We start from the raw sequence: 11,885 nt of genomic DNA, 5'->3' as shown, positions 1-11,885 counted from the left end.
AACCGCCGACATTCTGCTTGTAAGGCAGACGCTCTCCCAGCTGAGCTAATCACCCGTTTGCATCTCCGAGGCCGCGAAATTTACGCAGGTAGCGAACCTAAGTCAATAGCAGGATTGAAGTTTTTCTAAAAAAGACGAAATTGCTTCATTCCGTATAAATCATCTTCTTGGTCATGCCGCCATCGACCACGAATTCCTGCCCCGTCACAAACCCCGCATTCTTCGACAGCAACCACGCCACCATCGCCGCCACATCCTCGACCGTCCCTACCCTGCCCGCCGGATGCTGGGCATGATCGGTATCGGTCAGCGGTTCCGCGCGCCGCGCGGATGGATCCCGCGCATCGATCCAGCCCGGGCTGACCGCATTGACGCGAATCTCCGGCCCGAGACTGATCGCCAGCGCGTGAGTCAGCGCCAGCAAACCACCCTTGCTCGCCGCATAGGCTTCGGTATCCGGTTCTGACTGCGCCGCACGGGTCGAGGCCAGATTGACGATCGCCCCGTTGTGCGCACGCAGATACGGCGCGCAGTGTTTGGCCAGCAACATCGGCCCACCGAGGTTCACCGCAAGCACCCGATTCCAGTAAGCCAGATCGAGGCTTTCCAGCGTGATGTTGTGCGGATCGGCCACGGCAGCGTTGCACACCAGCGCATCCAGACGACCGAATTGCCCCAGCACCTCAGCGACACCGAGCGCCACCTGACTTTCGTCCGCGACGTCCATGGCAATGAACCAGGCGTTTTCGCCGAGCACCTTCGCCACTTTCGAACCTCGCACACGATCCAGGTCAGTCAGCACCACCTGCCAGCCTTCGCTGATCAGCCATGCCGCGATGCCCAAGCCGATCCCGCGCGCGGCACCCGTGACCAATGCAACGCGGCCATGGGTGCCGATCTTTGGCGTAGACAACTCGATCACAACGCCGCCAGACCGCGCGACAAGTCGGCTTGCAGGTCAGCCACGTCTTCCAGACCGACCGCGATGCGGATCAGGCTGTCACGAATGCCAGCCGCTTCACGCTCCTGTGGCGCCAGACGGCCATGGGACGTGGTGCTCGGGTGGGTGATGGTGGTTTTGCTGTCACCGAGGTTGGCAGTAATCGAGATCAAACGGGTCGCATCGATGAAACGCCAGGCACCCTCTTTGCCGCCCTTGACCTCAAAGCTCACCACCGCGCCGAAGCCCTTCTGCTGACGCTGAGCCAGTTCGTGCTGCGGATGGCTCTTGAGACCGGCGTAATGCACCTTCTCGATGCCATCCTGCTGCTCCAGCCACTCAGCCAGTTGTTGGGCATTGGCGCAGTGCGCCTTCATCCGCAGGTTCAGGGTTTCCAGCCCCTTGAGGAAGATCCAGGCGTTGAACGGGCTGAGGGTCGGCCCGGCGGTACGCAGGAAGCCGACGACTTCTTTCATCTGTTCGCTGCGACCGGCAACCACGCCGCCCATGCAACGGCCCTGGCCATCGATGAACTTGGTGGCCGAATGCACAACGATGTCTGCGCCCAGCTTCAGCGGCTGCTGCAAGGCAGGCGTGCAGAAGCAGTTGTCGACTACCAGCATCGCACCCTTGGCGTGCGCGATTTCCGACAGCGCGGTGATATCCACCAGCTCAGCCAACGGATTGGACGGCGACTCGACGAACAGCAATTTGGTGTTGGACTTGATCGCTGCGTCCCAGGCCGACAGATCGGCCAGCGGCACGTAATCGACTTCCACGCCAAAACGCTTGAAGTACTTCTCGAACAGACTGATGGTCGAACCGAACACGCTGCGCGACACCAGCACATGATCGCCGGCGCTGCACAGACTCATCACCACCGCCATGATCGCGGCCATGCCGGTGGCCGTGGCCACCGCCTGCTCGGCGCTTTCCAGCGCGGCGATGCGCTCTTCGAAGGCGCGAACGGTCGGGTTGGTGTAACGCGAGTAGACGTTGCCCGGCACTTCCCCGGCAAACCGCGCAGCCGCATCGGCGGCGGTGCGAAACACATAGCTGGAAGTGAAGAACATCGGATCACCGTGCTCGCCTTCCGGCGTACGGTGCTGACCGGCACGTACGGCCAGGGTATCGAACGCTACGCCTTCGAGGTCGCTGTCCAGCCGACCGGCATCCCATTCCTGACTCATGCTGTCACTCCTTGCCCTGTTCTCGATAAATAAAAGTCTTTTGCCAGATACAAAACCGGCCCCTAAGGGCCGGTTGAAACTCAGTTGTTGTACAGATCGATGATCGCACTGACCGCCTGGGTCTTGACCTTCGAGGCATCGTTGCGTGCCTGTTCGATCTTGTTCAGGTAAGCCTCGTCGACATCGCCGGTGACGTACTTGCCGTCAAACACTGCGCAATCGAAGTTTTCGATCTTGATCTTGCCGCCACCGACCGCTTCGATCAAGTCAGGCAGGTCCTGATAGATCAGCCAGTCGGCGCCGATCAGGTCGGCGACATCCTGAGTCGAACGGTTGTGAGCGATCAGCTCGTGAGCGCTCGGCATGTCGATGCCGTACACGTTCGGGAAGCGAACAGCCGGAGCCGCCGAGCAGAAGTAGACGTTTTTCGCGCCGGCTTCACGGGCCATCTGGATGATCTGCTTGCAGGTGGTGCCGCGAACGATCGAGTCGTCCACCAGCATCACGTTCTTGCCGCGGAATTCCAGTTCGATGGCGTTGAGCTTCTGGCGTACCGATTTCTTGCGCGCAGCCTGGCCGGGCATGATGAAGGTACGGCCGATGTAACGGTTCTTGACGAAGCCTTCGCGGAATTTCACGCCCAGATGGTTGGCCAGTTCCAGTGCTGCGGTGCGACTGGTGTCCGGAATCGGGATGACCACGTCGATGTCGTGTTCTGGACGCTCGCGCAGGATCTTCTCGGCCAGCTTCTCACCCATGCGCAGACGGGCTTTGTAGACCGACACGCCGTCGATGATCGAATCCGGACGCGCCAGGTAGACGTGTTCGAAGATGCACGGAGTCAGGGACGGGTTGGTCGCGCACTGACGAGTGTGCAGCTTGCCGTCTTCAGTGATGTAGACCGCTTCGCCCGGTGCCAGGTCGCGGATCAGAGTGAAGCCAAGCACGTCCAGCGAAACGCTTTCGGAGGCGATCATGTACTCGACGCCTTCGTCGGTGTGACGCTGACCGAACACGATCGGGCGGATGCCGTGCGGGTCACGGAAGCCGACGATGCCGTAACCGGTCACCATCGCCACAACGGCGTAACCACCGACGCAACGGTTGTGCACGTCGGTCACGGCGGCAAACACGTCTTCTTCGGTCGGTTGCAGCTTGCCGCGCTGGGCCAGCTCGTGGGCGAACACGTTCAGCAACACTTCCGAGTCGGAGCTGGTGTTGACGTGACGCAGATCGGATTCGTAGATCTCTTTGGCCAACTGTTCAACGTTGGTCAGGTTACCGTTGTGCGCCAGGGTGATGCCGTAAGGCGAGTTGACGTAGAACGGCTGAGCCTCGGCCGACGTCGAGCTGCCGGCAGTCGGGTAACGGACGTGGCCGATACCCATGTGGCCGACCAGGCGCTGCATGTGACGCTGCTGAAACACGTCACGCACCAGGCCATTGTCCTTGCGCAAGAACAACCGGCCATCATGGCTGGTCACGATACCGGCAGCGTCCTGGCCGCGGTGCTGGAGCACGGTTAGCGCGTCATACAGCGCCTGATTGACGTTCGACTTACCGACGATACCGACGATGCCACACATGCGACGCAACCCCTACTTAATGGATCTGAACTGAACAACACTCACTGAGGCGTTTTGGCCGACGGCAAGAGTTGCTCCTTGAACGGAATATCAGCGGGTACGCTGATTCCGCTGGCAAGCCACTGACTGCTCCACCCGAGAATCAGGTTCTTGGACCAGTCTGCGACCAATAGAAACTTTGGCACGAGCTGTGATTCTTTCCACCACCCGTCCTGCTGTACCGGCCCCAAGCTCAACAGCCCGACCGCCACGACCACCAGCAACACGCCACGCGCAGCGCCGAAGGCCATGCCGAGGAATCGATCGGTCCCGGACAACCCGGTGACGCGAACCAACTCGCCGATAAGATAATTGATCATTGCGCCCACGATCAGTGTGGCGACAAACATGATGGCACAGCCCGTGATCACACGAGCCGACGGTGTTTGAATGTATCCGGCGAGGTACTCGGACAGTGAGCCACCGAACATCCAGGCAACGGCTCCTGCAATGATCCAGGTCACCAGCGACAATGCTTCTTTGACGAAGCCGCGGCTCAAACTGATCAAAGCGGAGATGGCGATGATTGCAACGATCGCCCAGTCAACCCAGGTAAATGGCACAGTGCAGCCTACAGACGGATAAGGCGGCGCATTTTAGCAGAGCGCATGGCTGTCGGTAAGCTGCGATTTTCAGTGCATTTCTATCGAAGTGATAGATATCAGCCGCGCTCGGGCTGGAAGCGCACCACAAACCCCTTGAGGTTCTGCTGGCGGCTCAACAGATCACGCAGACGATCAGCTTCTGCGCGCTCGATCAGCGGGCCGACGAACACCCGGTTCTTGCCATCGGCCGAACGGATGTAAGCGTTGTAACCCTGGCTGCGCAGGGTTTTCTGCAGGCTTTCGGCGCTGGCGCGGCTCGACAGACTGGCCAGTTGCACCGACCAGCTCACCGACAGGCCATTGGCATCGACGCGGCTCTGGGTGGTATCCGGCTTGGCAGACAATGCAGCGATCGGCTGAGCCGGGGCCGTGGTTGGCTTGACCACGGGAACGGGAACGGGAGCGGGAGCCGGCGCAACCGGTTTGGCCACCGGCGCCGGAGCCGGGGCTGGCGCGGCGGAAGCAATCGGCGCCGTCGGCACAGCCTGCTCGGCGACTTCGTCATCGCTCGGCACTGGCTCTTGCGGCAGAACCTGAGGCTCGGGTACGGCCACGGTTTCCATCTGGATCTGCGCCACGGCGGGCGCTTGCGGCGCAGCCGGCGCCTCGACGGTCACCTGACGCTGTTCATCCTGACGGGAAAACAGCATCGGCAGGAAAATCACCGCCAGCGCCACCAGCACCAAGGCACCGACCATGCGCTGTTTGTACGCTTTATCCAGCAAAGCCATTTGCCGCTTCCTCCGTGGAGCGCCGAGACAGCCATTCGAGGGCCTCGGCGACACAATAAAATGATCCGAACAGCAAGATCTCGTCGTCGCTGGTGGCCACTGCACACTGCTCTTCCAGCGCAGCCGCCACACTGTCATAAGACGTGACCGAGGCGCCAAGGTTCTGCAGTGCAACATTCAATTCAGCCACCGGACGCGCACGCGGCGAATCCAGCGGCGCCACCGCCCAATGCTGGACACTGGCATTCAATTCACCGATGACACCGTCCAGATCCTTGTCCGCCAACAGGCCGAACACCGCCAGACGCTTGCCGACCGGCGGACGCGCCGCCAGACGCCGGGCCAGATACTCCGCCGCATGCGGGTTATGGCCAACGTCCAGCAGCAGGTTCAAGCGCTTGCCGTTCCATTCGAACGAGCGACGATCAAGACGACCGACCACGCGAGTCGCCTGCAACGCCGCAACAATCTGTTTGGCATCCCATGGCAAACCGAGCAGCAGATAAGCCTGCAACGCCAGCGCAGCGTTTTCCATCGGCAGATCAAGCAGCGGCAAATCGCGCAGCTCAACGACCTGACCGTCAGCATCGGTACCGCGCCACTGCCAGAATTGATCCGTGATACCCAGATCGAAATCGCGCCCGCGCAGGAAGAACGGGCAAGCGAGCTCGCGCGCCTTGTCCAGCAGGGGTTGTGGAGGATTCAGATCGCCGCACAGCGCAGGCTTGCCCTGACGGAAAATCCCGGCCTTCTCGAAGGCCACGGATTCGCGGGTATTGCCCAGGTAATCGGCATGATCGACACCAATGCTGGTGACCAGCGCGATGTCGGCATCGACCACGTTGACCGTATCCAGACGCCCGCCCAGCCCGACTTCCAGCACCACCGCGTCGAGCCCGGCCTGTTGAAACAGCCAGAACGCCGCCAGGGTGCCCATTTCGAAGTAAGTCAGGGAAGTGTCGCCGCGCCCCGCTTCGACCGCCGCGAAGGCTTCGCACAGCTGCGCGTCAGTGGCTTCGACGCCATTGAGCTGCACCCGCTCGTTGTAACGCAGCAAGTGCGGAGAATTGTAGACACCGACGTTCAGGCCCTGCGCTCGCAGCAATGAAGCCACGAACGCGCAGGTCGAACCCTTGCCGTTGGTGCCGGTGACCGTAATCACCCGAGGCGCCGGCTGGCCCAGTCCCATGCGGGACGCTACCTGTTGCGAACGCTCCAGCCCCATGTCGATGGCCGATGGATGCAACTGTTCAAGGTAGGCGAGCCACTCGCCAAGGGTGCGCTCGGTCATACGTTGGCAGGCACCGGCGGAACGACGATCGGCTCGATCGGCGCAGCAACGAATTTAGGCGTCGGTTTGCCGGTCAGTTGCGCCAGCAGGTTACCCAGACGCGGACGCAGTTCGCGACGATCGATGATCAGGTCGATGGCGCCGTGCTCCAGCAGGAACTCGCTGCGCTGGAAGCCTTCCGGCAGTTTTTCGCGCACGGTCTGCTCGATCACACGTGGACCGGCGAAGCCGATCAGGGCTTTAGGCTCGCCGACGATCACGTCGCCCAGCATCGCCAGACTGGCGGAAACGCCGCCGTAGACCGGGTCGGTCAGCACCGAGATGAACGGAATGCCTTCTTCACGCAGACGCGCCAGAACAGCCGAAGTCTTGGCCATCTGCATCAGCGAGATCAGGGCTTCCTGCATGCGCGCACCACCGGAGGCGGAAAAGCAGACCATCGGGCAACGGTTTTCCAGCGCGTAGTTGGCGGCGCGCACGAAGCGCTCACCGACGATGGCGCCCATGGAACCGCCCATGAAGCTGAATTCGAACGCCGAAACCACGACCGGCATGCCCAGCAGGGTGCCGCTCATGGAAACCAGTGCGTCTTTCTCGCCGGTCTGTTTCTGGGCAGCGACCAGGCGGTCCTTGTACTTCTTGCCGTCGCGGAATTTCAGACGGTCAACCGGCTCCAGATCGGCGCCCAGTTCGGCACGGCCTTCGGCGTCCAGGAAGATGTCGATGCGCGCACGTGCGCCGATGCGCATGTGGTGGTTGCATTTAGGGCAAACGTCCAGGGTCTTTTCCAGCTCCGGACGATACAGCACAGCCTCGCAGGACGGGCATTTGTGCCACAGACCTTCAGGGACCGAGCTCTTCTTGACCTCGGAACGCATGATCGAAGGGATCAGCTTGTCTACCAACCAGTTGCTCATGCTTTCTTTCTCCAGTACCGGCGGCCCGAACGCTCTGGTTCGCGGCCCCGCGTATGCCCTTCAGCTAAATTCATGTGTGGCGATGATCGTCCGGACTGCCGGGTCAGCGGAACTGACCTGCGCACACCCCGAAAAGACCCTCAGCCTCTTTTCTACAGAGCTGTGGACGGCGGCAGTCTGCCAGCCGTCACATCAGCGTACGGCGTTGATGAATGCACGAATCTTTGCGTGATCCTTGATGCCCTTGCTCGCCTCTACCCCGCCGCTGACATCCACGGCATACGGCCGCACCCGGGCTATCGCATCGGCGACGTTCTCCGGCGTCAGGCCGCCGGCCAGAATCAACGGTTTGCTCAAGCCTTGCGGAATCAATGACCAGTCGAACGCTTCGCCGGTTCCGCCGGGCACGCCTTCGACATAAGTGTCGAGCAGCACGCCGCTGGCGCTCGGGTAGGCATCGCAGGCAGCGGCAATGTTATCGCCCGCCTTGACCCGCAAGGCCTTGATGTACGGCCGGTGCCAGCCCTCACACTCGGCGGCGGTTTCGTCGCCATGGAACTGCAGCAGATCCAGCGGCACGGCATCGAGGATTTCCCCGAGCTCGCAACGGCTGGCATTGACGAACAGCCCGACCGTGGTCACGAACGGTGGCAAGGCGGCGATGATCGACCGCGCCTGCTGCACGGTCACGGCCCGGGGACTTTTAGCGTAGAACACAAAACCGATGGCATCGGCCCCGGCCTCGACGGCTGCCAACGCATCTTCCATGCGGGTAATCCCGCAAATCTTGCTGCGAACGGCTGACATGTCGATAAAAACCCCAAGGCAAATCCGAGAAAGTCCCGGATGGTAACAAATGCGTTCGAGGGCGTCAGCCGTCAAGTTCCGAGAAACCCGTAAGGAAATGTGGCCCGATGAAACGCTCGGGCAACGGGAACTCGTCGTGGTACTCCACCTGTACCAGATACAGGCCGAACGGATGCGCCGTGACCCCGCCGGAACGCCGCTCGCGGCTCTCCAGCACTTCTTTCATCCACTCCATCGGCCGCTCGCCGGCACCGATGGTCATCAGCACGCCGGCGATGTTGCGCACCATGTGGTGCAGGAACGCGTTGGCGCGGATGTCCAGAACGATCATTTTGCCGTGACGGGTCACGCGCAGGTGATGCATCTGCTTGATCGGCGACTTGGCCTGGCACTGGCCGGCACGGAAGGCACTGAAATCATGGGTACCGATCAGGTACTGCGCGGCCTCGGCCATGCGCTCGACGTCCAGCGGACGGTGATTCCAGGTGATTTCTTCGTTGAGATGCGCCGGGCGGATCTGATCGTTGTAGATCACGTAGCGATAGCGCCGGGCAATTGCCTTGAATCGCGCATGGAAATGCGCCGGCATGATCTTCGCCCAACTGACGCTGATGTCGTGGGGCAGATTGATGTTGGCGCCCATGACCCAGGCTTTCAGCGAACGGTCGACCTGGGTATCGAAATGCACCACTTGCCCGCAGGCATGCACACCGGCGTCGGTGCGCCCGGCACATTGCAGCGAGATCGGCGAGTCAGCGACCTTCGACAGGGCTTTTTCCAGGGTTTCCTGCACGGTGAGCACACCGGTGGATTGGCGCTGCCAGCCGCTGTAGCGCGAGCCCTTGTATTCAACGCCCAGCGCGACGCGGAAAAAGCCTTCGGGTGCCATTTCGGCGGCCGGGTTATCTATGTTTGCCAAGTCGGTACAGCCTGCTGATCTACAAAGGCGGGCATTATAAGGCGGCGGGACGGGGAAACCAGACCCAAACAAGAACGGCAGCCTCATGGGCTGCCGTTTTGTTTACCACTCAATGCCGACTCAGGCCAGATGCGACAGCATTTCGCTCGCTTCGCTCTTCTGCTTGTCGTTGCCCTCGCTGATGACTTCATTGAGGATGTCGCGCGCGCCGTCGTTGTCGCCCATGTCGATGTAGGCCTGAGCCAGATCGAGCTTGGTCGCGGCTTCGTCGGTGCCGGACAGGAAGTCGAAGTCATCCTCACCCAGATCATCACCCAACGCAGCATCAGCTTCGGTGAAGCTTGGCTCGTTGATGCTGCTCGACAGGCGATCCAGCTCAGCGTTGACGTCGTCCAGCTCGGCGGCGAACGCATCCGGCTCGGCTGGCGCAGCGTCCATTTCGTCAGCCAGGGACAGGTCGAAATCGGCTGGCAGCTCCAGATCGTCCTGCGGTACGTCGGTAACGGCCGGGGTTTCGACCAGCGGCAGATCCTTCACGCCTTCGTCCAGATCCAGCAGGAAGTCATCGTCTGCCAACTCGACCGGCGCAGGCGCAGGGTCGGCACCGAGATCCAGATCCAGGTCGAAGTCCGACAGGTCGTCGAGGTTTTCCTTGATGTCGGTTTGCTGTTGCAGCACCGACTCGAAGCTCAGGTCGTCGTCAGTCGGGAATGCGTCCAGCTCGACCGGCGTTTCCGGCTCGACAGCCGCCACAGGTTCAACTGGCGTGATGTTGTCGAGATCATCGAGGCTCAGGTCGAAAGCGCTGTCCAGATCGTCATCTGCCGCAGCAGAAGCAGCCGGCGCTTCAGGCTCGTCGAGCAGCAGCTCCTTGACGTATTCCGCGTCCAGCTCGGCGGCAATGGCCGCTGCCGCAAGACCGCTGGCCGCGACGACCGCCATGGCCGGGAAGCGGCTTTTCAGCTCTTCGACCTTGGCGAAGTTGTCGCCATTGGCAACCAGTTGACGCTCCTGACCGACGAAGGCATCGCGATCACCCTGGCGACCGTAAACCTCCATCAGCTTCAGACGCAGATCGCTGCGCTGCGGCTCCAGGCTCACGCCCTCCTCCAGCAACGCGGCGGCCTGATTCAAACGACCGCCGTCGATGTGCGACTGCGCCTTGTCCAGCACGTCGTCGGAACGCTCGGCGGCCGGCGCCACCAGCGGCGCGGCGATCGGCTCGGCCATCACGACGGGCGCAACTACAGCAGCGGCGGCAGGCGCCGCAGCTGGAGCTGGAGCTGGAGCCGGGGTCAGCTTGACGCTGGCGGCTGGCACCTCCAGACCTTCGAAGCTGCTTTCCGGCAGATCGAGATCCTGGGAGAAGGACTGCTCCTCCAGCGCACGTGCCATACGCAGGTGTTTTTCGGCTTCCTGTTGCGCCTTGCGGCGACGGGCCAGCAGCAACAACAGGAGCAGCAGGACCACTGCACCGCCACCGACCAGACCCAACAGGATTGGATTGGTCAGCAGTTCATTGAAGGTTTTTTCGTCATTGGCGGCCGGCGTCGTTTCAACCACAGGCTCGACAACCGGCTCGACCGGGGCCGGAGCAGCGGCCTCAGGCGCAGGTGCGACTGGCGCAACCTCTGCAGGAGTCGCCGGTGGCGTGGTTGCCAGTTCCGCAGTGATCGCAGGAACAACAGGGGCCGTTGTGGCCGGAGCCGAGCCCGAACCTTCGGCCTGCATTTTCGCCAGTTGATTGTTCTTCAGCTCGATCAGGCGTTGCAGCTTGTCCAGCTGGCTTTGCAGATCGGCCATGCGGCTTTTCAGCTCTTCGTTGTCACGACGGGTGGTGTCGAGACTTTCCTGAGTGACCGCCAGTTTGTTGCTCAGGGCCTTGGCATCGCCGGCCGGACCCTTGCCACGCGCCTTGGCGCTTTCGGCTGACACCAGGCTCAGGTTGTCCTTGGCGTTTTGCGCAGCACCGGTATTGGCGCGACCACGATTGGTCGCATCGAGCTGCTGCTGACCGGTGCCCGGCTTGGCCACATAACGACGACCCTGCCGCCAGGCTTCGTTCTGCGCCGCCACTTCGGCAATCGCTTTGGACTGCGGCAGTGCGGTGCTTTGCACCTGATCCGGCAGACGCAGCACCTGACCGGTTTTCAGGCGGTTGATGTTGCCGCCGATGAACGCGTCCGGGTTCAAGGCCTGGATCGCCAGCATGGTCTGCTGCACCGAACCGCCGGTGCGCGCCTTGGCGGCGATTTCCCACAGGGTGTCGCGCGGCGTGGTGGTGTGGGTTGAATGCGTGGCGCCGGTGGTCGGAGCGGTGATGGTTTGCGCCGGCGCAGGCTGGGCGGCGGCATCAGCGGTCTGCGGCGAGAACTTCGATGGATCCAGCAGCACGCTGTAATCACGCAGCAGGCGGCCGTTGGGCCACATCACCTGCACGAGGAATTTCACCATCGGTTCCGACAGCGGCTTGCTCGACGTTACACGCAGCACGCTTTTGCCGCTGGCGTTGAGCACCGGGGTGAAGGTCAGATCATTGAGGAAGGCCTGGCGATCGACGCCAGCCTTGGCGAAATCTTCCGACGAGGCCAGGCTCGGCACCACTTCGGCAGCGGTCAGATCCTTGACATCGAGCAGCTCGATTTCCGCCACCAGCGGCTGGTTCAGGGTCGACTTCAGGGTCAGCTCCCCGAGCCCGAGGGCATGCGCCATACCGGAGGACAGCGCCGAGGCGGCCGCTATTGCTAACACCAGTTTGCGAACTTGAACCATAGCCTCTTCCTTTGTTTGAACGTTCCTCGGCCAGCGAGAAGATGTTGATAGTCGCTGCCGTAAGGCATTGCGCGCGACGACGACAGCA

At 61.8% G+C, this 11,885-nt stretch carries 10 protein-coding genes; all 10 read right to left on the bottom strand.

Going from position 1 to position 11,885, the window contains the following annotated elements:
- Window positions 1-145: 145 nt before the first annotated feature.
- Window positions 146-922, bottom strand: a complete 777-nt coding sequence (locus ACODTD_RS28420) for an SDR family oxidoreductase (protein WP_041475192.1) — start codon at window positions 920-922, stop codon at window positions 146-148.
- The gene (locus ACODTD_RS28415; RefSeq protein ID WP_085667869.1) at window positions 919-2,130 is read right to left on the bottom strand and encodes an O-succinylhomoserine sulfhydrylase; all 1,212 of its coding nucleotides are present in this window, start codon (window positions 2,128-2,130) and stop codon (window positions 919-921) included. The genes ACODTD_RS28420 and ACODTD_RS28415 overlap by 4 nt, the downstream gene beginning before the upstream one ends.
- An 80-nt stretch (window positions 2,131-2,210) precedes the next feature.
- On the bottom strand, window positions 2,211-3,716 hold the full coding sequence (gene purF, locus ACODTD_RS28410) for an amidophosphoribosyltransferase (protein WP_007956466.1): 1,506 nt from the start codon (window positions 3,714-3,716) through the stop codon (window positions 2,211-2,213).
- A gap of 41 nt (window positions 3,717-3,757) precedes the next feature.
- Window positions 3,758-4,318 (bottom strand): CvpA family protein, encoded by a 561-nt coding sequence (locus ACODTD_RS28405; protein WP_007956464.1) that lies wholly within the window; start codon window positions 4,316-4,318, stop codon window positions 3,758-3,760.
- Between the two features lie 98 nt (window positions 4,319-4,416).
- Entirely contained in the window at window positions 4,417-5,091 is a 675-nt protein-coding gene (locus tag ACODTD_RS28400) for an SPOR domain-containing protein (protein ID WP_011333361.1), read from the bottom strand.
- Window positions 5,075-6,382, bottom strand: coding sequence for a bifunctional tetrahydrofolate synthase/dihydrofolate synthase (gene folC, locus ACODTD_RS28395; RefSeq protein WP_011333360.1), 1,308 nt, complete (start codon window positions 6,380-6,382; stop codon window positions 5,075-5,077). Before folC ends, ACODTD_RS28400 begins: the two co-directional genes overlap by 17 nt.
- Entirely contained in the window at window positions 6,379-7,299 is a 921-nt protein-coding gene (gene accD / locus ACODTD_RS28390; protein WP_064378840.1) for an acetyl-CoA carboxylase, carboxyltransferase subunit beta, read from the bottom strand. The genes folC and accD overlap by 4 nt, the downstream gene beginning before the upstream one ends.
- 192 nt (window positions 7,300-7,491) lie before the next feature.
- Complete coding sequence (locus ACODTD_RS28385) at window positions 7,492-8,106, bottom strand: phosphoribosylanthranilate isomerase (RefSeq protein ID WP_489105426.1); 615 nt, start codon at window positions 8,104-8,106, stop codon at window positions 7,492-7,494.
- 64 nt (window positions 8,107-8,170) lie between these two features.
- On the bottom strand, window positions 8,171-8,995 hold the full coding sequence (gene truA / locus ACODTD_RS28380) for a tRNA pseudouridine(38-40) synthase TruA (protein WP_489105427.1): 825 nt from the start codon (window positions 8,993-8,995) through the stop codon (window positions 8,171-8,173).
- A gap of 150 nt (window positions 8,996-9,145) precedes the next feature.
- Window positions 9,146-11,797 carry a motility hub landmark protein FimV gene (locus ACODTD_RS28375; RefSeq protein WP_489105425.1) on the bottom strand — a complete coding sequence of 884 codons (2,652 nt, stop codon included), beginning with the start codon at window positions 11,795-11,797 and terminating at the stop codon, window positions 9,146-9,148.
- Between the last annotated feature and the right edge of the window lie 88 nt (window positions 11,798-11,885).

The sequence above is a fragment of the Pseudomonas sp. FG35 genome (assembly GCF_057809295.1).
The sequence above is the reverse complement of the archived record's forward strand: the minus strand, read 5'-3'. Positions and strand labels throughout refer to the sequence as shown.

Bases quoted from the DNA above. Each gene is read 5' to 3' on its own strand.
- ACODTD_RS28415 (WP_085667869.1), bottom strand. From the start codon at position 2,130: ATGAGTCAGGAATGGGATGCCGGTCGGCTGGACAGCGACCTCGAAGGC.
- purF (WP_007956466.1), bottom strand. From the start codon at position 3,716: ATGTGTGGCATCGTCGGTATCGTCGGTAAGTCGAACGTCAATCAGGCG.
- ACODTD_RS28400 (WP_011333361.1), bottom strand. From the start codon at position 5,091: ATGGCTTTGCTGGATAAAGCGTACAAACAGCGCATGGTCGGTGCCTTG.
- folC (WP_011333360.1), bottom strand. From the start codon at position 6,382: ATGACCGAGCGCACCCTTGGCGAGTGGCTCGCCTACCTTGAACAGTTG.
- accD (WP_064378840.1), bottom strand. From the start codon at position 7,299: ATGAGCAACTGGTTGGTAGACAAGCTGATCCCTTCGATCATGCGTTCC.
- ACODTD_RS28385 (WP_489105426.1), bottom strand. From the start codon at position 8,106: ATGTCAGCCGTTCGCAGCAAGATTTGCGGGATTACCCGCATGGAAGAT.
- truA (WP_489105427.1), bottom strand. From the start codon at position 8,995: ATGGCACCCGAAGGCTTTTTCCGCGTCGCGCTGGGCGTTGAATACAAG.
- ACODTD_RS28375 (WP_489105425.1), bottom strand. From the start codon at position 11,797: ATGGTTCAAGTTCGCAAACTGGTGTTAGCAATAGCGGCCGCCTCGGCG.